19 protein-coding genes and 2 pseudogenes are annotated in these 19694 nt (G+C 74.2%); 9 read left to right on the forward strand and 12 right to left on the reverse strand.

The annotated features are described in order from the left end of the window. Positions 1 to 2: 2 nt before the first annotated feature. Positions 3 to 1112, reverse strand: coding sequence for an ACR3 family arsenite efflux transporter (arsB, locus tag ACIF8S_RS25625; RefSeq protein ID WP_400002021.1), 1110 nt, complete (start codon positions 1110 to 1112; stop codon positions 3 to 5). Continuing rightward, on the reverse strand, positions 1109 to 1417 hold the full coding sequence (locus ACIF8S_RS25630; protein ID WP_400002023.1) for an ArsR/SmtB family transcription factor: 309 nt from the start codon (positions 1415 to 1417) through the stop codon (positions 1109 to 1111). Before ACIF8S_RS25630 ends, arsB begins: the two co-directional genes overlap by 4 nt. A gap of 95 nt (positions 1418 to 1512) precedes the next feature. Between ACIF8S_RS25630 and ACIF8S_RS25635 the strand changes: the two genes are divergently transcribed. Beyond that, positions 1513 to 1935, forward strand: a complete 423-nt coding sequence (locus ACIF8S_RS25635) for an arsenate reductase ArsC (protein WP_400002025.1) — start codon at positions 1513 to 1515, stop codon at positions 1933 to 1935. Between the two features lie 159 nt (positions 1936 to 2094). Here ACIF8S_RS25635 and ACIF8S_RS25640 read toward each other — a convergent pair. Next, positions 2095 to 2220: pseudogene (locus ACIF8S_RS25640) on the reverse strand (Asp23/Gls24 family envelope stress response protein); the annotation flags it as partial. After that, on the reverse strand, positions 2211 to 4232 hold the full coding sequence (locus ACIF8S_RS25645; protein ID WP_400002026.1) for a BTAD domain-containing putative transcriptional regulator: 2022 nt from the start codon (positions 4230 to 4232) through the stop codon (positions 2211 to 2213). The pseudogene ACIF8S_RS25640 and the gene ACIF8S_RS25645, both read right to left, overlap by 10 nt. A 111-nt stretch (positions 4233 to 4343) precedes the next feature. Between ACIF8S_RS25645 and ACIF8S_RS25650 the strand changes: the two genes are divergently transcribed. The 4 genes from ACIF8S_RS25650 (at position 4344) to ACIF8S_RS25665 (ending at position 8329) form a co-directional block, all read left to right on the forward strand. Continuing rightward, positions 4344 to 5222, forward strand: coding sequence for an alpha/beta fold hydrolase (locus ACIF8S_RS25650; RefSeq protein ID WP_400002028.1), 879 nt, complete (start codon positions 4344 to 4346; stop codon positions 5220 to 5222). Positions 5223 to 5325: 103 nt separating this feature from the next. Continuing rightward, positions 5326 to 5808, forward strand: coding sequence for a DUF4396 domain-containing protein (locus ACIF8S_RS25655; protein ID WP_400002030.1), 483 nt, complete (start codon positions 5326 to 5328; stop codon positions 5806 to 5808). 237 nt (positions 5809 to 6045) lie between these two features. Continuing rightward, entirely contained in the window at positions 6046 to 7557 is a 1512-nt protein-coding gene (locus ACIF8S_RS25660) for a SulP family inorganic anion transporter (RefSeq protein ID WP_400002032.1), read from the forward strand. Between the two features lie 130 nt (positions 7558 to 7687). Beyond that, a complete protein-coding gene (locus ACIF8S_RS25665) occupies positions 7688 to 8329 on the forward strand; it encodes a glyoxalase (protein ID WP_400002034.1) in 642 nt (213 codons plus the stop codon). Positions 8330 to 8352: 23 nt separating this feature from the next. Here ACIF8S_RS25665 and ACIF8S_RS25670 read toward each other — a convergent pair whose 3' ends face one another. The 8 genes and pseudogenes from ACIF8S_RS25670 to ACIF8S_RS25705 all read right to left on the reverse strand — a co-directional run bounded on the left by ACIF8S_RS25670 (position 8353) and on the right by ACIF8S_RS25705 (position 17551). Continuing rightward, a complete protein-coding gene (locus tag ACIF8S_RS25670; protein WP_400002036.1) occupies positions 8353 to 10293 on the reverse strand; it encodes a sigma-70 family RNA polymerase sigma factor in 1941 nt (646 codons plus the stop codon). A gap of 90 nt (positions 10294 to 10383) precedes the next feature. Then, complete coding sequence (locus tag ACIF8S_RS25675) at positions 10384 to 11091, reverse strand: AAA family ATPase (protein WP_400002038.1); 708 nt, start codon at positions 11089 to 11091, stop codon at positions 10384 to 10386. 44 nt (positions 11092 to 11135) lie between these two features. Continuing rightward, positions 11136 to 12401 carry an ArgE/DapE family deacylase gene (locus ACIF8S_RS25680; RefSeq protein WP_400002040.1) on the reverse strand — a complete coding sequence of 422 codons (1266 nt, stop codon included), beginning with the start codon at positions 12399 to 12401 and terminating at the stop codon, positions 11136 to 11138. A 73-nt stretch (positions 12402 to 12474) separates the two neighbouring features. Next, positions 12475 to 13923 carry an ATP-binding protein gene (locus tag ACIF8S_RS25685; RefSeq protein WP_400002042.1) on the reverse strand — a complete coding sequence of 483 codons (1449 nt, stop codon included), beginning with the start codon at positions 13921 to 13923 and terminating at the stop codon, positions 12475 to 12477. Then, the gene (locus ACIF8S_RS25690; RefSeq protein WP_400002044.1) at positions 13924 to 14643 is read right to left on the reverse strand and encodes a response regulator transcription factor; all 720 of its coding nucleotides are present in this window, start codon (positions 14641 to 14643) and stop codon (positions 13924 to 13926) included. It abuts the gene before it with no gap. Positions 14644 to 15250: 607 nt separating this feature from the next. Next, positions 15251 to 15874 (reverse strand): annotated as a pseudogene (locus ACIF8S_RS25695) (CE1759 family FMN reductase); the annotation flags it as partial. Continuing rightward, a complete protein-coding gene (locus tag ACIF8S_RS25700; protein WP_400002046.1) occupies positions 15871 to 16989 on the reverse strand; it encodes an LLM class flavin-dependent oxidoreductase in 1119 nt (372 codons plus the stop codon). The gene ACIF8S_RS25700 and the pseudogene ACIF8S_RS25695, both read right to left, overlap by 4 nt. A 76-nt stretch (positions 16990 to 17065) precedes the next feature. Beyond that, positions 17066 to 17551 (reverse strand): MarR family winged helix-turn-helix transcriptional regulator, encoded by a 486-nt coding sequence (locus ACIF8S_RS25705; protein WP_400002048.1) that lies wholly within the window; start codon positions 17549 to 17551, stop codon positions 17066 to 17068. 114 nt (positions 17552 to 17665) lie between these two features. On the opposite strand from ACIF8S_RS25705, the gene ACIF8S_RS25710 reads away from it, so the two are divergent. The 4 genes from ACIF8S_RS25710 (at position 17666) to ACIF8S_RS25725 (ending at position 19682) form a co-directional block, all read left to right on the forward strand. Further along, complete coding sequence (locus ACIF8S_RS25710) at positions 17666 to 18001, forward strand: YnfA family protein (protein ID WP_400002049.1); 336 nt, start codon at positions 17666 to 17668, stop codon at positions 17999 to 18001. Positions 18002 to 18154: 153 nt separating this feature from the next. After that, positions 18155 to 18931 carry an SDR family NAD(P)-dependent oxidoreductase gene (locus ACIF8S_RS25715; protein WP_400002051.1) on the forward strand — a complete coding sequence of 259 codons (777 nt, stop codon included), beginning with the start codon at positions 18155 to 18157 and terminating at the stop codon, positions 18929 to 18931. Beyond that, positions 18931 to 19071, forward strand: coding sequence for a hypothetical protein (locus tag ACIF8S_RS25720; protein ID WP_400002053.1), 141 nt, complete (start codon positions 18931 to 18933; stop codon positions 19069 to 19071). The genes ACIF8S_RS25715 and ACIF8S_RS25720 overlap by 1 nt, the downstream gene beginning before the upstream one ends. Positions 19072 to 19118: 47 nt before the next feature. Continuing rightward, positions 19119 to 19682 carry a dihydrofolate reductase family protein gene (locus ACIF8S_RS25725; protein ID WP_400002055.1) on the forward strand — a complete coding sequence of 188 codons (564 nt, stop codon included), beginning with the start codon at positions 19119 to 19121 and terminating at the stop codon, positions 19680 to 19682. Positions 19683 to 19694: the final 12 nt, after the last annotated feature.

Below are 19694 nucleotides of genomic sequence, written 5' to 3' on the forward strand. Positions count from 1 at the left end.
CGTCAGGACGCCGTCGTCACCGCGCCGACGGCGAACTTCCTTCGCCAGGCGAGCGCAACGTGGACCAGGCCGATCAACACGGGCACCTCGATGAGCGGGCCGACGACACCTGAGAGGGCCTGCCCGGAGGTGACGCCGAAGGTGGCGATGGCGACCGCGATGGCCAGTTCGAAGTTGTTGCCCGCCGCCGTGAACGCCAGGGTCGTGGTGCGGTCGTAGGCGAGCCCCAGGCCCTTGCCGAGCAGGAAGGTGCCGAAGAACATGACCGCGAAGTACATCAGCAGCGGCAGCGCGATCCGCGCAACATCCAAGGGCTGCGAGGTGATGGTCTTCCCCTGGAGGGCGAAGAGGATGACGATCGTGAACAGCAGCCCGTACAGCGCCCACGGCCCGATCTTCGGCAGGAAGCGCTGCTCGTAGCCCTCCCGGCCCATCTTCTTCTCACCGATCCGGCGGGTCAGGAAGCCGGCCAGCAGCGGGACGCCAAGGAAGATGACGACGTTCAGCGCGATCTCCCACATCGAGATGTCCAGGTGCTCGCCGTCGCCCAGGCCCAGCCGGCCAGGCAGCAGATCGAGGTAGAACCAACCCAGCAGACCGAACGCCAGGACCTGGAAGACCGAGTTCAGCGCGACGAGCACGGCCGCGGCCTCGCGGTCGCCGCAGGCGAGGTCGTTCCAGATGATCACCATGGCGATGCAGCGGGCCAGGCCCACGATGATCAGGCCGGTGCGGTACTCGGGCAGGTCCGGCAGGAAGATCCATGCCAGGGCGAACATCACCGCGGGTCCGAGGATCCAGTTGACGACCAGGGAGGAGATCATCAGCTTCCGGTCGCCGGTGACGGCGTCGAGCCGGTCGTAGCGGACCTTGGCCAGGACCGGGTACATCATGATCAGCAGACCGAGGGCGATCGGCAGGGAGATACCGCCGAGTTCCACCTTCGCCAGCGTGTCGTTCAGCCCTGGAACGGCCCGCCCGAGCCCGAGGCCCACGGCCATGGCGATGAGTATCCAGACCGCCAGGTAGCGGTCGAGGGTGGAGAGCTTCCTGACGACCGAGTCGTCGCCGCCCCCGGTCCGCGCGGAGGTGGTGGGCTCGGCGGAGGTCACGGGCAGGCCCTCTTGTTCCCGGCGGCGGTGCGGGCGGAGGCGGCGAGTTCGGCGAACTGCTCGGACAGGCCCTCCAGGACCTCGGGCCGGAGCTTGTAGTAGGTGTAGCGGCCGCAGGGCTCGGTCTCCACGAGCCCTGCTTCGCGCAGCACCTTCATGTGGTTGGAGAGGTTGGTCTGCTTGGCTCCGGTCTCCTCGACCAGGTGCGTCGTGCAGAGCGTCTCGCGCGCCAGCAAGGTCACGATCTTCAGGCGGAGCGGATCGCCCAGCGCCCGGATCAGGTCAGGATCGACTGAAGTCAGCATGCGCTGATATTTTCACATCACCATTCGCTGATATCAGCGAAGGCTGAAGTCACGGGCGGCTGGGTTCCACCGTGCGACGAGAGAGAACGATCATCATGGCCGACAAGCCGTCCGTCCTGTTCGTCTGTGTCCACAACGCCGGCCGCTCCCAGATGGCCGCCGCCTGGCTGACCCACTTGGCCGGCGACCGCGTCGAGGTCCGCTCCGCCGGCTCCGCCCCCGGCGACCAGGTCAACCGGGCCGCCGTCGAGGCCATGGCCGAGGTCGGCATCGACATCTCCAAGGAGACGCCGAAGATCCTCACCGTCGACGCGGTCCGCGAGTCGGACGTCTGCATCACCATGGGCTGCGGTGACACCTGCCCCGTCTTCCCCGGCAAGCGCTACCTGGACTGGCAGCTGGAGGACCCGGCCGGCCAGGGCATCGAGGCCGTCCGCCCCATCCGCGACGAGATCAGGGCCCTGGTCGAGGGCCTGATCACCGAAATCGCCCCGGTGAAGCAGGAGGGGACGGCGTGAACGAGACACGCGAGGTCGCTCGTCATCGCCGGCTCCGGTCCTGCCGGACACACCACCGCCCTCCGCACCGCCCACCTTCGGCTCGGGCGCGCTGTCTCACCGCACACCACGGCAACAGCGCCAAGGCCACCTTCGCCCACTCGGCCCGCTGAGCCGCCATCACCGGATCTGCTGCTGCTCCCCGCCTTCGTCCTCCTCGTCGGGGAGCTTCACGTCGGCGACCGTGATGTTGACTTCGACGACTTCCCTGCTCGCCAACCGCTCCACCGCGGAGATCACGCCTTCCACTGCCCCGTCGGCCGAGGAAGCGCGTCGGCCGATGGTTCAGCTCCTCCGGGCCGGCGAGGGGGGCGGGTGGTGGGTGGCTCCGCGCAGTCGCGCGCCTCGGCCAGGTACGACGCCACCGGGCCCAGGGTGAGCAGGCCGGAGGCGGCGCCCGCGTGTTCCGGGCGGGCGGGCGCGAGCGCCTCGGCGGCGCGGGCCGCGGTGGTGCGGTCGCCCAGGCGGGCGGCGGCGCGGGCGGTGAGGCACCACAGGGCTTCCTGGAGGTGGTCGGGCGGTGGTGCGGGCGCCGCGGCGAGGGCGGCGCGGGCCTCGCCGGTGCGGCCCGCGTCGAGGAGGAGCAGGGGCTCCGCCCAGGGGCGGTACGGGCCCCAGTCGAGGCGGGGTGCGGCGGGCGCGGGCCGGCCGTGCAGCAGGCGCAGGCCCAGCAGGGCGAGCGGGAGCAGGCCGCGGTGCAGCCCCGGCATCCCCGCCGTCCGCAGGACCTCGTCGGCGTCCCGGTACCGCGCGGCGACCGTGGCGGCGGACGGTCCGCCCGGCTGGGTGCTGCGGGTGGCCGCGGCCCGGGCACGGAACCAGCGGGTGAGGACGGGCACGAGGGGCGCCTCGGTGGTCGCGGCGAGCCGTTCGGCCTCCTCGGCGTGCGTGAGCGCGGCGGCCAGGTCACCGAGGGCCGAGGCGGACTGCAGCCGTACGAGCCGTCCGAGCACGGCGAAGGCCGGCAGCCCGTGCCGGGTGGACAGGCCGAGGATCTCGGCGCCGACACCGTCCCGTTCCGCCGCGCCTCCGGGGCGGGTGAAGGACTGCAGGAACACCCCGTTGAGGGCGAACACCAGCAGGGCGGGGTCGTCCAGGTCACGGGCCAGCGCCTCGGCCCGCCGTGCCGCGTCCCGCGCCCGTTCCCGTTCCGGCGCGGACACGTCCGCGCTGCGGCTCTCGACCGCGACCGTGGCCAGGAGGCGGGCCGTCAGGTCGGCGGGGCCGTCGGGGCCGAACGCGGCGAGGGTGCGCTCGGCGGCCGCGACGACCTCCCGGGACTGCGCGGGGTCGTCGGCCCGGCTCCACAGGGCGGGCACGTCGTAGGCGCCGATGATCCGCGCGGTGAGGGTGAGGTCGCCGGTGCGTTCCGCCGCGCGGACGGCCGCGAGGCGGTCGTGCCGGGCGCGGACCAGCGCGTCGCCGCCCGCCAGGGCGAGGGTGCGGGCCAGGTCCACGGTGGTGCGCGGGCCGAGCCGCACTCCGGGGCCGGTCCAGGTGGTGGCGGTGGCGCCGGACGGGGCGGCACCGCCCAGGATGTCCGTCTCCAGCCGCCGGAGCTCGTCGCCGGGGTCGAGTCCGAGCCGGTCGGCGAGCATCACGCGGGCGCGGCGCAGGGTGTCCAGGGCGTCGGCCCGGCGGCCCGCGCGGTGCAGCGCGCGGGCGAGGAGCGTCCAGGCGGGCTCGCGCCACGGGTGCGCGGCGGCATGGTCGCCCAGCTCGGCGACGAGGCCCGCGCCCTCGCCGCGGTCGAGGAGGGCGCGGGCGCGCAGTTCCACCGCCTCCGCCCGCAGTTCCTCCAGCCGTACGCGCTCGCGCTCCGCCCACGCGGCGCCCGTCACGTCGGCGTAGGCGGGCCCGCGCCAGGCCGTGAGCGCCTCGCCGAGTGCGGTCACCGCGCCCGGGGTGTGCCGGGCGCGGGCCAGGGCGTCCTCGAAACGGTGGACGTCCACGTCCTCACGCGGCAGGCGCAGCGCGTAGCCGGGACCTTCGGTGACCAGGACGCGCGACGGGGTGCGGGGCGTGCGGGCGGGTTCGAGGGCCCGGCGCAGCGCGGCGACGAACGTGCGCAGGGCGCCCACGGCACGGGCCGGCGGCTCGTCGCCCCACAGGTCGTCGACGAGGGTGCCGGTGGTGACCATCCGGCCCTCGGCGGCGACGAGCCGGGCCAGGACCTCGCGGTGGCGGGGCCCGCCCAGGGCGGCCGGGGCGCCGTCGTCGCCGAAGGCCCGTACGGCACCCAGCACGTCGATTCGCATGCCCCCATCCTCGCGGCCCGGGCCGGTCCGGCCCAGCCGTACTGATCGGCTGCTGATCGCGCCGGCCGACGCTTCCCGGGTCAGTGCCCCACCAGGAAAGACGGCCCCCTCATGACCCTCTCCCTCCCCGGCTTCGACCATGTCCGCCTGCCCGGCGCGCACGGCGTGGAACTGGCCGCCGCCGTCGGCGGCGCCGGCAGCCCGGTCGTGCTCCTGCACGGTTTCCCCCAGACGCACCTGATGTGGCGGCACGTCGCCGAGCGGCTGGCCGCCGAGCACACGGTGATCTGCCCCGACCTGCGGGGCTACGGCGCCAGCGGCAAGCCGGCCGCGGACACCTCCGACGTCTACGCCAAGCGCACCATGGCGGCGGACGTCGTCGCCGTGGCGGCGGCGCTCGGTCACGACCGCTTCGCCCTCGTCGGCCACGACCGGGGCGCCCTGGTGGCCTTCCGGGCCGGTCTCGACCACCCGGACACCGTCACGCACCTGGGCATCCTCGACGTCGTACCGACGCTCGACATGTGGAACGTCCTGCACGGCGTCTCGGCGGCGGTCGGCTACCACCTCTTCCTCATGGCCCAGCCGCCCGGCCTGCCGGAGGCGATGATCGCGGGCAGCGCGGACGCGTTCTTCGGTTCGTTCCTCGACGCCTGGGCGGCCGACCCCGCCGCCCTGCCGCCGGAGGTGCGGGCCGAGTACCTGCGGGCGAGCGCGGCGGCGGTGCCGTCGATCGTCGCGGACTACCGTGCCTCGGCGGGCATCGACATCGCGCACGACCGGGCCGACCTGGACGCGGGGTCGCAGCTCGCCATGCCCGTCACGGTCGTCCAGCAGGACTGGGGCGCGCAGCTGGGCTACGACGCGGCCGAGGTGTGGCGGGCCTGGGCACCCGACCTGGACCACCGGCTGACCCGGGCGGGCCACTTCATGGCCGAGGAGGCGCCCGACGAGGTCACGTCGGCGGTCCGGGACCTGCTGGCCCGCTGAGTTCCCCGGAAAACCCCCACGAGGGAATACCCCGGGGGGGTATGCTGTTCCGGCGTGGGGGCACACGGCCCCCGCGGCAGCACCTCGAAGGGGGATGAGGTTCATGGACCACGCCATGCACCACCCGGGGCACCACTCCGGCACCGCGCACGGCGCCACCTGGTCGACGGCGGTGCGGGCCACGCTGCACTGCCTGCTCGGGTGCGCCCTCGGTGAGATCCTCGGCATGGCCATCGGCACGTCGCTGATGTGGGGGAACGTCCCGACGATGGTCCTGGCCATCGCCCTGGCCTTCGTCTTCGGTTACTCCTTCACCCTCTTCGCCGTGGTGCGCGCCGGGGTGTCGCCGAGGGCGGCGGTCAGGATCGCGCTGGCCGCCGACACCGTCTCCATCGCGGTGATGGAGCTGGTCGACAACGCGATCATCGCGCTCACCCCGGGCGCGATGGACGCACAGCTGTCCGAGGGGCTGTTCTGGTACGCGCTGCTCGGCGGGTTCGCCGTCGCGTTCCTGATCACCACCCCGGTCAACAAGTGGATGATCGGCCGGGGCAAGGGCCACGCGGTGGTCCACGCCCACCACTGAGCGGTCGGGCGCCCGCGCCGGACCGGGCGCCCGTGCTTGTGGGGGCGCCCGGTGGGTTCGGGCCGCCGGTTCGCACGGCGGCCGGCCGTGGGCGGGCCGAGGGTAAAGTGGGCGGGTCTGCCGGGTCGGGGCCGACGAAGCCCCCGGCCATCGGCCCCGTACGGGACTGCCGCGCCCAGCCCCCTCCGCGAGCCCGCCCGAACAGGGCGCGCCCGAGCACGACAGGTTGCCCTTCTCTTGTCCACGCCCTTCGTTCCGTCCCCGTCCGCCTGGCTGCGCGGCTCCCGGCGCCCGTCCTGGCTGTCCGACCCGAAGGTGCTGCGCACCGAGGTGCTCGGCGGCCTGGTCGTCGCGCTGGCGCTGATCCCCGAGGCGATCTCCTTCTCGATCATCGCCGGGGTCGACCCCGCGGTCGGTCTGTTCGCCTCGTTCACGATGGCGGTGACCATCGCGGTCGTCGGCGGCCGGCCCGCCATGATCTCCGCGGCGACCGGCGCCGTCGCGCTCGTCATCGCGCCGCTCAACCGGGAGCACGGCTTCGGGTATCTGGTCGCCGCGGTGATCCTCGCCGGGGTGTTCCAGATCGTGCTCGGCGCGATCGGCGTGGCCAAGCTGATGCGGTTCGTGCCGCGCAGCGTGATGGTCGGGTTCGTGAACTCGCTGGCGATCCTGATCTTCATGGCGCAGGTGCCGGAGATGACGGACGTGCCCTGGCCGGTCTACCCGATGATCGCCGCCGGACTGGCGCTGATGGTGTTCTTCCCCAAGCTCACCACCGTGGTCCCGGCGCCGCTGGTGTCGATCGTGATCCTCACCGTGATCACGGTCGCGGCCGGGATCGCCGTGCCCACCGTGGGCGACAAGGGCGACCTGCCGTCCTCGCTGCCGGTGCCGGGGCTGCCGGACGTGCCGTTCACGCTGGACACGCTCACCACCGTCGCGCCGTACGCCTTCGCCATGGCGCTGGTCGGGCTGATGGAGTCGCTGATGACGGCCAAGCTGGTCGACGACATCACCGACACCCGCTCCTCCAAGACCCGCGAGTCGCTGGGCCAGGGCGTCGCCAACATCGTCACCGGCTTCTTCGGGGGCATGGGCGGCTGCGCGATGATCGGCCAGACGATGATCAACGTGCGGGTGTCGGGCGCCCGGACGCGGCTTTCGACGTTCCTGGCGGGCGCGTTCCTGATGGTGCTGTGCATCGTGTTCGGGCCGGTCGTCTCCGACATCCCGATGGCGGCGCTGGTCGCGGTCATGGTGATGGTGTCGGTGGCCACGTTCGACTGGCACTCGATCGCCCCGAGGACGCTCCGGCGGATGCCGCTCGGGGAGACGGTCGTCATGCTGGTGACGGTCGCCTGCGTGGTCGCCACCCACAACCTCGCCATCGGTGTCGTCGTCGGCTCGGTCGCCGCGATGGTCGTCTTCGCGCGCCGCGTCGCCCACCTGGCCGAGGTCACCGCGGTCACCGACCCCGACGGCGGCACGGTGGTCTACCGGGTCACCGGCGAGCTGTTCTTCGCCTCCTCCAACGACCTGGTCGGCCGGTTCTCCTACGCCACCGACCCCGGCCGGGTGGTGATCGACCTGTCCGCCGCCCACATCTGGGACGCCTCGTCGGTGGCCGCGCTCGACGCCATCGAGACCAAGTACGCCCAGCGCGGCACGACCGTCGAGATCGTCGGGCTGAACGAGCCCAGCGCCCGCATCCACAAGACACTCAGCGGCGAACTCACCGGCGGTCACTGAGTCGGCGCCGGGGCGGCCGGAGGGACGTCCCGGCACCGGTCGGCGGGGCGTCGGCACGGGTCGGCGGGGCGTCGGCACCGGTCAGTTTCCGAGAAGCGCCGGCGGCCGGTGCGCCCCTACCGTCGTGGGCATGAACTCCATCGACTCCGTCACGCTGGAAGTGGACGACCCGACGGCCGCCGCCCGCTTCCACTCCGACGCCTTCGGCCTCGACGGGGACCGGGTGCGCCTGCGCGCGTCCACCGAGCCCACGAGCGGCTTCCGCGGTTTCACCCTGTCCCTGATCACGTCCCAGCCCGGTGACGTGGACGCGCTGCACCGGGCCGCCCTCGACGCGGGCGCCACCCAGCTGAAGCCCGCCGAGAAGTCGCTGTGGGGCTACGGAGGCGTCGTCCAGGCCCCCGACGGCACGGTCTGGCAGCTCGCGACGTCGTCGAAGAAGGACACCGGCCCCGTCACCCGGACCGTCGACGAGATCGTGCTGCTGATCGGCGTCGAGGACGTGAAGGCGGCCAAGCGGTTCTACGTCGAGCGCGGCCTCACCGTCGGCAGGAGCTTCGGCGGCCGGTACGTCGAGTTCGCCTCCGACCCCGGCACCGTCAAGCTGTCGCTCTACAAGCGCCGGGCGCTGGCGAAGGTGGCGGGGGTGTCCGCCGACGGCACCGGTTCCCACCGCGTCGTCCTGAGCAGCCCCGCCGGCCCCTTCACCGACCCGGACGGCTTCGTCTGGGAGGCGCCCGGTGAGTGGCCGAGGGGACACGGCGCCCGGTGAGTGGCCGAGGACGACCCGCCCGGTCAGAAGCCGAAGACCTGGGTCCAGGTCCAGTCGCTGCTGACCACGCCGACGCCCAGGCTGGTCAGCGAGCAGTTCAGGATGTTGGCGCGGTGACCGGGCGAGTTCATCCAGGCCTCCATGACGCTCGCCGCGGAGCCCTGGCCGCGGGCGATGTTCTCCGCACCCGGGCTCGGATGTCCCTGCGCCCGGGCGCGGTCCACGAACGTGCTGCCGTCGCGTCCGGTGTGGGAGAAGTAGCCGTTCGCCGACATGTCCTCGCTGTGCGCCTGGGCCGCCCTGGCGAGCCGGTCGTCGAGTGTCACGGGAGCGCAGCCCGCCTGGGCCCGCTGCGCGTTGGTCAGGGCCAGCACCTGCGCGGCGGGGCCCGCGGGCGGGGCCGGCGGATCCGGCTCCCGCCTCGGCTGTGCCGGCTGCCGCGGGGGCGTGGACGTGGTCCGCGCGGGTGAGGGACGCGCCTCGGACTTCGTGAGGCGGGGCGTGGCGGAGGGCTTCGGCGTGCGGGACGTCCCGGCGGACGGCGAGGCCTGTGTGGCCCGGGACGCCGAGGCGGTGGCGTCGGTCGGGACGGACGCCTCGGCGGTGGGCGCGGCGGAGACCGGGCCGTTCGTCGGCGCCGTCCGCACCCGGTCCGCGCCGTCGTCCGGCGTGAGGAGCACGGCACCCGATATCACCCCGCCGACGACCAGCAGCGCCGCGGCCGTGACGGCCTGGCCGCGCCGCCGCCGCTCCCGGTTCCGCGTGCGACGGCTGGTACGGGGCCCGGCCGCCCGATCCGTCGCTCCCGGACCGCCGTGCCCCTCGGCCGGACCGGGCGCCCTGTCACCGCGCGGGCTTTCCGCCCCACGGTCCGTCGACGACCACCCCCCGACGACCTCGTCGGCCCCATCACCCGGCGCCGCCGCACCGTCGGCCCACTCCCCCGGCCCGGTCGCACCGTCGGCCCACCCCTGCGGCCAGGACGTCATCGGGCCGTCGGAAGGAGCCTGGGGCCAGGACACCACCGGCTCGCCGGAAGAGGGCTCAGACCACGACACCGCCGCGCCGTCGGGGCCGGGTGTCGCCGTCGGCTCTTCGGCGGCGAAGGCCGCCGGTGTCGCCTCCGCGGTCCCCGCACCGAAGGCGGTGAGCACGGCGGTCGCGGCGAGCAGCCCCGCGCCCACCGGGACCAGGCCCAGCCCCACGAGCAGGCCCTCCGCCGGGACCAGCCCGGACTGGAATCCCGCGCAGACCGTGCAGTCCCGGGCGTGGCGGGCGATCCGTTTGCGCCACAGGGCCGAGGGGGTCAGGTCCCAGCCCGCCACCACGTCGTCCAGCAGGACGCAGCGCGGACGGGCGGACAGTGCCCGCACCACCAGACGAGCCGTCTCCAGCTGAGCCTTCATCCGCTGCACGCGCACCGCCGCGTGCTGCGGCGACAGCTCCAGTGCGGCCGCCACCTCCGCCCGCGTCAGCTCGCCCGCCGCCTCCAGCCACCACAGGGACAGCAGGGCCTGGTCGTCGGGGTTCAGCCAGCGGGTGGCCTCCGCCACCTCCCTGCGCTGTCCCTCGAGACCCAGCCGCACGATCGTCAGGTCGACGAAGTCGGCGCCCGGGTCGGCGAGTTCGCGGGCGTCGTGCAGCCCGGAGCGGGGCGGCTCCGTACGGTGGTCACGCCAGTGGTGGCCGAGCTGGTTCATGGTGACGGCGACCAGCCAGGACCTGAAGCGGGCCGGATCGTCCAGCGACCCGAGGGAGCCCAGGACGCGCAGCATGGTCTCCTGCACCACGTCGTCGACGTCGGGGTGTCCGTTGAGCGCCCGGCCGACGACGTTGTAGACCAACGGCAGGCAGACGGCGACCAGTTCGTCCTGCGCCCGCTGGTCACCGCGCCGTGCCGCCTCGACCGTCCCGCGGCTCGGGTCGCCGCCCCGTCCCCCACCGGGTCCTGTGCTCGCTGCCACGCTCGTCCACGCTCCTTCTCGGTCCCGGGCCGTCCGCCCGTCATGACAGGAGAGCCACCGCCCGGGTCCGGATAACGGAAAGTCCGGCGCTCAGTCCAGGACGTGCCGGAGGTAGGCGGCCGGGTCGGCGAGGTAGCGGCGCCAGTGGTCGACCAGGGCGAGGTCCTGCCAGGCGGTGCGCCGCAGTCCGTGGTCGCCGACCTCGACGATGTCCGCGCCGGGGAGGGCGGTCAGCAGCGGGGAGTGGGTGGCGCATACGACCTGCGCGCCGGCCCGGGTCAACTGGTCGATGTGGCCGAGGAGTTCCAGGCAGGAGGAGAAGGACAGAGCGGCCTCCGGCTCGTCCAGGACGTACAGGCCGGGCCGCAGGAACTTGTCGCGGAACGCCGCGAGGAATCCCTCACCGTGGCTGCGCTCCCCGGGGGCGAGCCCTTCCCGGCCGAGGGCGTCCAGGGCGGTCTCGGCGCGCAGGAAGAAGCCCTGCCGGGCGGACCAGGAGGCGAGCATCCGGCGGCCGCCGGGGGCCGCGTCGAAGCGGATGTGCTCGCCCAGCACCGACTTGGCGCGGTGGCTCGCGTAACGCCACTCGTGGGAGCCGCCCCACGAGTCCAGGCCGAAGCCCTCGGCGAGCGCCTCGACCAGGGTCGACTTGCCGGAGCCGTTCTCACCGACGACGAAGGTCACCGGCGCGGTGAAGCGCAGACCGCCGTCGAGGAGCGCGCGGACGCAGGGCACCGACCACGGCCACTCCCCCGCGTCGTACACGCCCATGTGTGCGTACGCACGTTCGATGATCACGGGTCGAGTGTGTCACGCCCTCCCCGCGCGGGCAGCCCGGCGGCTCACTTCGTCCCCACCGTCCGCAGCACCGTCAGCACGAGGGTCCGCGCGGCCTCCACCACCTCCCGCACGCTCACGTGCTCCCGCTCGCTGTGGGCCACCGCGATGTCGCCCGGGCCGTACTGCAGGGCCGGTATCCCGGCGCCGGTGTAGTGCCTGAGGTCGCTGCCGTACGTCGCCCCGCGCCGCCGGGGCGCCGGGCCGCCCGTCGCGTCGGTGTGCGCGGCGGCGACCGCGTCGGCGAGCGGGTGACCCTCCGGCAGCATGCCGCTCGCGAACTGCCCGCCCGGCCAGGTCACCGTGGCCGGATGCCCGCGCAGCCAGGGGTCGGCGGCGCACGCCTCGGCCACGCAGCGCTCCAGCGCGGCCCGTGCCCGCGCCGGGTCCTCGCCGAGCCGTACGCCGAACCTCCCCTCGGCGACCAGCAGGTCGGGCACGCTGCTGGCCCAGTCCCCGGCCCGCAGCGTGCCCACCGACAGGCCGTACGGGATCGGGTACTCGGCGAGCAGCGGGTCCGGGTCCCGGTTCCGTTCGGCCTCCAGCGCGGCCAGCGCCCGGTGCAGCGGCAGGTAGGCGTCCACGGCGCTCACCCCCTGCTCCCGGGAGCTGCCGTGCGCGGCCTTCCCGGGTACGGCGATCCGGAACGTCAGCGCGCCCGCGTTGGCGGTGATCAGCGTGCCGGCGGTGGGCTCGGCGATGACGCAGGCGTCGCCGGTGTGGCCGCGCCGCAGCGTGCCGAACGCGCCGAGACCGCCGTCCTCCTCGCCGACGACGAAGTGCGCGGCGACGCGGCCGCGCAGCCGGATCCCCGCCGCCCGTATCGCGGCGAGCGCGCCGAGGTGTGCCGCGAGCCCGGCCTTCATGTCGCACGCGCCCCGCCCGTGCACCACGTCCCCCGTCACCCGTGGCACGAACGGGTCCCCGGCCCACGCGGCCAGGTCCCCCGGCGGTACGACGTCGACGTGCCCCTGGAGGATCAGTGTGGGCCCGTCGCCCCCGTCGGGCGTGGTGCCGACCAGGCCCCAGGCCTCCTCGCGCGGCGCCTCCGTGCCGGGGAACTCCGGGTCGGCGCGCAGCGCGGGCAGGTCCATCGACCACAGGTCGACCTCCATCCCCAGCCACTCCAGCCGCCCGGCGAGCTGATGCTGCAGCTCGGACTCGGCGGCGCTCCCCGTGACGCTCGGTACGGAGATCAGTTCCTTCAGCGTCCGCGCCGTGGCCGCCTCGTCGACCGCCGACAGTGCCGCGGCCTCGTCGTCCGTGAGCATGCGCCCCTCCCCTTCCTCCCCGGGGCGACCCGTCACCGCCCCCGCATCCATACCTGCGCCGGGCGCGGACCGGCTACGCCTGCGAGTCCGCCCGGTCCGCCGTCGCCCCGGCGACCGTGAACCCGGTGACCGTGCCGCCGCCCTCCCGCCGGAAGGCGTACGGCGCGCCGCCGTGGGCGAGGGCGATTTCGCGGACGATGGACAGGCCGAGGCCCGAGCCGGGCAGGGAACGGGCGTCGGCGGCGCGGTAGAAGCGGTCGAAGACGCGGGTCAGGTCGTCGTCGGCGATGCCCGGCCCCCGGTCGCGCACCTCCACCCGGACCGTGCCCGGGCGGGCCGGGCCCGCGATGTGGATCTCGACCGGGGCGTGGCCCTCCCGGTCGAACTTCACCGCGTTCTCGACCAGGTTGGACAGCGCCCGGGTGAGCATCCCGGGCCGCCCGTCGGTCGTGGTGTCGCCGCTGGCGTGCACCACGACCTCCCGGCCCATGCGCCGCCGCGCGGTGCCCGCCACGTCCTCGGCGACGTCCGCCAGGTCGACCCGCTGCGGCGGCTCGGTGTCGGACTGCCCGGCGGCGAGGTCGACCAGCTCGTTGACCAGGTCGGTCAGCTCGCGGGCCTCCTCGGCGAGGTCCGTGACGAGTTCCTCGCGGCTGTCCGGCGGGAGTTCGTCGATGCGGCGCAGCAGCGAGATGTTGGTGCGCAGCGAGGTGAGCGGGGTGCGCAGCTCGTGCCCCGCGTCCTGGACCAGCCGGCGCTGGTCCTCCTCGGACTGGGCGAGCCGGCCCAGCATCCGGTCGAAGGCGCGGCCGAGGCGCCCCACCTCGTCGTAGCCGGCCACCGGCACCTGGATGCCGAGCCGACGGGTGCGGGCGACGGCCTCGGCGGTGTGGGTGAGCACCACCAGGCGGCGGGTGATGCGCCGGGCCAGCCACCAGCCGAACAGGCCCGCGCCGATCACCACGGCCGCCATCAGCAGCAGCGTGCGCCGCTGCAGCGCCCGCAGCAGGTCCTCGGTGTCGCTGAACTCCTGTGCGACCTGCACCGCGCCCCTGCCGCCGCCCAGGGAGACGGTCGCGACCCGGTAGACGTCGTCGCCGACGTCGACACCCGCGTGCACGACCACGCTCCCGGCGTCGGCCGAGCCCGCGATCCGGCGGTCGGCGTCGACCACCGGCAGTCCGGGGTCGCCCGGGTCGACGATCCCGCCGTCCGGCCCGAGCACCTGCACGTCGGTCCGTGCCGGGCGCACCAGGTCGTGGCCGGGCGCGGCGGAGGAGAAGTCGTGCGGCGACATCAGGTTCGTCCGGACCTCGCCCCGCAGGTCCCGCACCACCTCGTCGAACACGGACTGCTGGTCCACCCGCACCAGCCGCGCGGCCGCGTTGTACGACAGGAAGCCGATGAGCAGCGTGACGGTGGCGGTCACCGCGGCGAACGCCACCGCGAAGGTGGTGCCGAGCGACAGCAGGCGCAGCCGGTGGCGCGGGACGGCCGGTCCGCGCGCACCGCCGACGGTCACTCAGCCCTCCCGCAGGACGTAGCCCACGCCGCGGACCGTGTGGATCAGCTGGGGGGCGCCGGGCTCGTCGAGCTTGCGGCGCAGGTAGCCGACGTAGACGGCGAGGTTCTTGGAGCCGGGGCCGAAGTCGTAGCCCCAGATGCGGTCGTAGATGGTGGAGTGCTCGAGGACGACGCCGGCGTTGCGGATCAGCAGCTCCAGCAGCTCGAACTCGGTGCGGGTCAGCTCCAGCTCGCGGTCGCCGCGCCAGGCCCGGCGCGCCTGCGGGTCCATGCGCAGCCCGGCCGCCTCCAGGCAGCGCCCGGAGGCGGCCGGTCCGGGGACCTCCGGCTGCTCCGGCTCCGCGGTCACGGGCGCCGCGCGGCGCAGCAGGGCGCGCAGCCGGGCGAAGACCTCCTCGACGTCGAACGGCTTGACGACATAGTCGTCGGCGCCCGCGTCGAGTCCGGCGATCCGGTCGGCGGTCTCCACCAGCGCGGTCAGTATCAGCACCGGGGTGCGGTCGCCCTCGGCGCGCAGCACCCGGCACACCTGGAGGCCGTCGATGCCGGGCATCATCACGTCGAGCACCAGCACGTCCGGCCGGGAGCGGTGGGCCTGCGCGAGGGCCTCGACGCCGTCGGCGACGGCCGTGACGTGGTAGCCCTCCAGGGTCAGCGCGCGCTCCAGCGCGTTGCGGATGGCGCGGTCGTCTTCGGCGAGCAGAACGGTGTGCGGCACCCGCACAGTGTGCCAAGCCGCCGGGGCCGGGCGGCCCCGGCGGCGGCCGGGTGGCGTGCTTCTTACCGCTGTCTCACCCGCCGGGACGCAACGCGGCGAGCCGCTCCTCGAAGGGGGTCACGCTCTCGAACGTGTCCTTCTTGGGCAGGGGCGCACCCGGGGCGGTCCGCCCCGGCCCCCGGCCGGCGGGCGCCTGCCGGGTCCCCGCGTCGCCGGGGCCGGGCGACGGACGGACGGCAGCCGTCCCGTGCCCGGCCGGCACCTGGCCGGCGGCGGCCCCCGCCGACGGGTGACCACCGGCGGTTTCCGTCCCGGCCGGGACCCGGTCGGTCGGCGCCTGCCGGGGCTCCGGGTGGCCAGGCACGCGCGCGGACCCCGGCCGGGAACGACCGTTCACCCCGCCCGGGCCACGGCCCGCCGGGCCGCCGGGCCACGGCTCCGCGTCACCGGGCACGGCGGCGGCCCCCGCCGACGGGTGACCGTCGGCGGTTTCCGTCCCGGCCGGGACCTGGCCCACCGGCGCCTGCCGGAACTCCGGGCCGCCCGGCTCGCGCGCGGACCCCGACGCCGCATGACCGTTCACCCCGCCCGGACCACGGCCCCCCGGCCCGCCGGGCCGCAGCTCCGGGCCGCCCGGGCCGGGCGTAAGGCGGCCCGCCGCAGGCGTCTGGCGTGGGAAGGAGCGGGCCGCCGAGGTGGCCGCCATCAGCGCGGCCAGTTCACCCGCCGCCCGTGCGATCCGCCCGTCGAGGCCCTCGGCGCCCCAGTCCTCGGAGGCCGCGTAGACCCCGGTCGGAACGACGACGGCCCGCAGGTAGGCGAAGAGCGGCCGCAGCGCGTGGTCCAGCACCAGCGAGTGCCGTGCGCTGCCGCCGGTCGCCGCGATCAGCACCGGCGTGCCCGCCAGGGCGTCGGGGTCGGTGGAGCTCAGCGCGTCGAAGAAGGACTTGAACAGCCCGCTGTACGACGCGGAGAACACCGGGGTGACCACGACCAGCCCGTCCGCCCCGGTCACCGCGTCGAACGCCTCCGCGAGCGCCGGGCCGGGGAAGCCGTTGGTGAAGGTGTGCGCGATCTCCACGGCGAGGTCCCGCAGCTCGATCACGCGGACGTCGGCGCGGCCCGGCTCGGGGGCGGTCGCGGCCGGGGCGGCGACCGCGGCGAGCCGGTCGCCGAGCAGCCGTGTGGAGGACGGCACGCTCAGCCCGGCCGACACGACGACGATCCTCATGTCCGCGCTCCTTCCGGGTCCTTCGCGGTGTCCTCGGCGGTGTTCCTCCCGCCGGCGAGCAGCGAGGCGTGGGTGGGCGCCTCGGGCACGTCCGCCGGGCGGTTCTTCGCGAACTCCTTCCGCAGCACCGGCACGACCTCCTCGCCGAGCAGGTCGAGCTGTTCCAGCACCGTCTTCAGCGGCAGACCGGCGTGGTCCATCAGGAACAGCTGGCGCTGGTAGTCGCCGGCGTAGTCGCGGAAGGACAGCGTCTTCTCGATGACCTGCTGCGGGGAGCCCACGGTCAGCGGGGTCTGCGCGGTGAACTCCTCCAGCGACGGCCCGTGCCCGTAGACCGGGGCGACGTCGAAGTAGGGGCGGAACTCGCGTACCGCGTCCTGGGAGTTCTTCCGCATGAACACCTGACCGCCGAGGCCGACGATCGCCTGCTCGGGGGTGCCGTGCCCGTAGTGGGCGTAGCGGGCCCGGTACAGCTCGACCATGCGCTTGGTGTGGTCGGCCGGCCAGAAGATGTTGTTGTGGAAGAAGCCGTCACCGTAGTACGCGGCCTGCTCGGCGATCTCCGGCGAGCGGATGGAGCCGTGCCAGACGAACGGCGGCACGCCGTCCAGCGGGCGGGGCGTGGAGGTGAAGCCCTGCAGCGGGGTGCGGAAGCGTCCCTCCCAGTCGACGACGTCCTCGCGCCACAGGCGGTGCAGCAGGGCGTAGTTCTCGACGGCGAGGTTGATGCCCTGGCGGATGTCCTGGCCGAACCAGGGGTAGACCGGGCCGGTGTTGCCGCGGCCCATCATCAGGTCCACCCGGCCGTCGGCCAGGTGCTGGAGCATCGCGAAGTCCTCGGCGATCTTCACCGGGTCGTTGGTGGTGATCAGCGTGGTGGAGGTGGACAGCACCAGCCGCTCGGTGCGGGCCGCGATGTAGCCGAGCATGGTGGTCGGCGACGACGGCACGAACGGCGGGTTGTGGTGCTCACCGGTGGCGAACACGTCCAGGCCCACCTCCTCGGCCTTCAGCGCGATGGCGACCATGGCCTTGATCCGCTCGCGCTCCGTCGGCGTGCGCCCCGTCGTCGGGTCGGGGGTGACGTCCCCGACGCTGAAGATCCCGAACTGCATGGCCGCTCACCTTCCAGGTTGTTGACGCTTCAACTATACCCCTGGAACGACACCCCGCCCCGTCCTATTCCATCCCTCAGGTCTCCCCCGCCCGCAGCCGGGCCGCCTGCTCGGCGCCGTACTCCGTCGTGCGCCGCATGTGCTCGACGAACCGCTCCAGCTCACCGTCGTCCAGGTCGTCGAACAGCGCGAACCAGCCGCCACCGACCCGCTCCCACATCCGCCCCACCTCGGCGGCCCGCTCCGGCACCGGCGCGACCAGCACCAGCCGCCGGTCCGCCGCGTCCCGCTCCCGGACCACGTACCCCGCCCGCACCAGCCGGTCCACCAGCCGCGTCGCCGACCCGGTCGTCAGACCCGTCAGCTCCGCGATCCGGCCCGTGGTCACCGGCCCGCGCTCCAGGGTGAGCAGGTTCAGACACTGCAGGTCCGTCGGATGCAGCCCCAGACGGTCGGCGAGCGCCTGGTTGAACAAGGCGTACGACGCCATGTACCGCCGGGCCACCACACCGAGCTCCGCCATCAGCCGCGACCGCGCGTCCGTGGGCGACCCCGTCCCCATGACACCCCTCACCCGTCCGTCCGGTCCGTCCGTCACGGGGCATGTATCCCCGGCGCACCCGGCCGCAGGCGCCCTCCAACAGGTGACACGGCCCGGACGTGCGAGGCTGCGGCCATGCTGATCCTCCGCTCCGCCGCCCTGTTCGTCCTCGCCGCGATCCTGGAGATCGGCGGCGCCTGGCTGGTCTGGCAGGGCGTCCGCGAACACCGCGGGTGGATGTGGGCGGCCGGCGGGGTCCTCGCCCTCGGCGCCTACGGCTTCGTGGCCACCTTCCAGCCCGACGGGCAGTTCGGCCGGGTGCTCGCCGCGTACGGCGGCATCTTCGTCGCCGGGTCGATCCTGTGGGGCGTGGTCGCCGACGGCTACCGCCCGGACCGCTGGGACATCACCGGCGCCCTGGTCTGCCTCGCCGGGATGGCCGTCATCATGTGGGCCCCGCGAAGCGGCTGAACCGGCTCACGCACGGGCTCCGCACACCGCCCCCGAGGGCTCCCACACACCCGCTTTATGCTGGCCGGGCGACGGCCCCGCACGCGCCCGGAGCGCGCCCGCGCCGGCCGACCGCCCGCCCGCCCTCACCACCGCCCGCCCGAGGAGCACCCCATGGCCACCGCCGTACCGCCCGCCGCGTCCCGTATCGCCGTCGTCACGGGAGCGAGCAGCGGGATCGGTGCCGCCACGGCGCGCCGGCTCGCCGAGGCCGGGTACCGCGTCGTCCTCACCGCCCGCCGCAAGGACCGCATCGAGGCGCTCGCCGAGGAGCTGACCTCGGCCGGCCACTCGGCGACGGCATACCCCCTCGACGTCACCGACCGCGCCGCCGTCGACGAGTTCGCCACCGCCTTCAGGACCGTCGGCGTGCTGGTCAACAACGCGGGCGGCGCCCTCGGCGCGGACCCGGTCGCCACCGGCGACCCGCAGGACTGGCGCACGATGTACGAGACCAACGTCATCGGCACCCTCAACCTCACCCAGGCCCTGCTGCCCAAGCTCGACGCGAGCGGCGACGGCACGGTCGTGGTCGTCTCCTCCACCGCCGGCCACGCCACCTACGAGGGCGGCGCGGGCTACGTCGCCGCCAAGCACGGCGCCCACGTCCTCGCCGAGACCCTGCGCCTGGAGATCGTCGGCCGCCCGGTGCGCGTCATCGAGATCGCGCCCGGCATGGTGAAGACCGAGGAGTTCGCCCTGACCCGGTTCGGCGGCGACGCCGAGAAGGCCGCCAAGGTCTACCAGGGGGTCGCCGAGCCCCTCACCGCGGACGACGTGGCCGAGACCGTCACCTGGGCGGTGACCCGCCCGCCGCACGTCAACATCGACCTGCTGGTCGTCCGCCCGCGCGCCCAGGCGTCCAACACCAAGGTCCACCGGGAGGCGTGATGACCACGGACGGCGAGCGCCGCCGCCTCGCCCTGGAGAAGAAGCGTGAGCGCTACGTCTGGTACTACCTCGCCTATTTCCTCTTCGGCATCCACATCGTCGCGTTCGTCATGATCTACGCGGTGGCGCACGCCAAGTAGGGCCATCCTGTACGGGTACGGGGACCCCTACCCGAGGAGGACGTGCCATGCGGGACGTGACCTATGCGATGGGCATCTCGCTCGACGGCTACATCACCGGACCGGACGGCGGCCTCGACTGGTCGGCGCCCGACCCGGACGTCTTCCGCTTCTGGATCGACGAGACCCGGAAGCTCGGCGTCCATCTGCTCGGCCGACGGCTCTACGAGACGATGCTCTACTGGGAGACCGCCGCCGACGACCCCTCGCTCGGTGACGCGGAGCGCGAGTGGACCGACGTGTGGAACCCCCTTCCCAAGGTGGTCTTCTCCCGCACGCTGACAGAAGTGAGGGGCAACGCCCGCCTGGCCTCCGGCAGCGTCGCCGAGGAGATCGCACGACTGCGGAAGGAGCCGGGCGAGGGCGAGATCGCGGTCGGCGGACCGACCCTCGCCGCCGAGGCCGCCGCGGCGGACCTGATCGACGAGTACCGCACGGTCGTCCACCCGGTCCTGGTCGGCGGGGGCACCCGCTACTTCCCCCACGACGAGCGCCGCGTCCACCTGGACCTCGTGGAATCCCGCATGCTCACCCCGGACGTGGCATACCTCCGCCACCGCGTACGGAGGTGACCCCGCACGCGG

Source organism: Streptomyces sp. NPDC085937, from assembly GCF_044540535.1.
In the GTDB taxonomy this organism is placed as follows: domain Bacteria; phylum Actinomycetota; class Actinomycetes; order Streptomycetales; family Streptomycetaceae; genus Streptomyces.

Excerpts from the sequence above, each read along its gene's own strand:
- ACIF8S_RS25655 (WP_400002030.1), top strand. The coding sequence starts at position 5,326 with ATGGACCACGCCATGCACCACCCGGGGCACCACTCCGGCACCGCGCAC.
- ACIF8S_RS25650 (WP_400002028.1), top strand. The coding sequence starts at position 4,344 with ATGACCCTCTCCCTCCCCGGCTTCGACCATGTCCGCCTGCCCGGCGCG.
- ACIF8S_RS25705 (WP_400002048.1), bottom strand. The coding sequence starts at position 17,551 with ATGGGGACGGGGTCGCCCACGGACGCGCGGTCGCGGCTGATGGCGGAG.
- ACIF8S_RS25665 (WP_400002034.1), top strand. The coding sequence starts at position 7,688 with ATGAACTCCATCGACTCCGTCACGCTGGAAGTGGACGACCCGACGGCC.
- ACIF8S_RS25710 (WP_400002049.1), top strand. The coding sequence starts at position 17,666 with ATGCTGATCCTCCGCTCCGCCGCCCTGTTCGTCCTCGCCGCGATCCTG.
- ACIF8S_RS25680 (WP_400002040.1), bottom strand. The coding sequence starts at position 12,401 with ATGCTCACGGACGACGAGGCCGCGGCACTGTCGGCGGTCGACGAGGCG.
- ACIF8S_RS25635 (WP_400002025.1), top strand. The coding sequence starts at position 1,513 with ATGGCCGACAAGCCGTCCGTCCTGTTCGTCTGTGTCCACAACGCCGGC.
- ACIF8S_RS25720 (WP_400002053.1), top strand. The coding sequence starts at position 18,931 with ATGACCACGGACGGCGAGCGCCGCCGCCTCGCCCTGGAGAAGAAGCGT.
- ACIF8S_RS25725 (WP_400002055.1), top strand. The coding sequence starts at position 19,119 with ATGCGGGACGTGACCTATGCGATGGGCATCTCGCTCGACGGCTACATC.
- ACIF8S_RS25715 (WP_400002051.1), top strand. The coding sequence starts at position 18,155 with ATGGCCACCGCCGTACCGCCCGCCGCGTCCCGTATCGCCGTCGTCACG.
- ACIF8S_RS25645 (WP_400002026.1), bottom strand. The coding sequence starts at position 4,232 with ATGCGAATCGACGTGCTGGGTGCCGTACGGGCCTTCGGCGACGACGGC.
- ACIF8S_RS25700 (WP_400002046.1), bottom strand. The coding sequence starts at position 16,989 with ATGCAGTTCGGGATCTTCAGCGTCGGGGACGTCACCCCCGACCCGACG.
- ACIF8S_RS25630 (WP_400002023.1), bottom strand. The coding sequence starts at position 1,417 with ATGCTGACTTCAGTCGATCCTGACCTGATCCGGGCGCTGGGCGATCCG.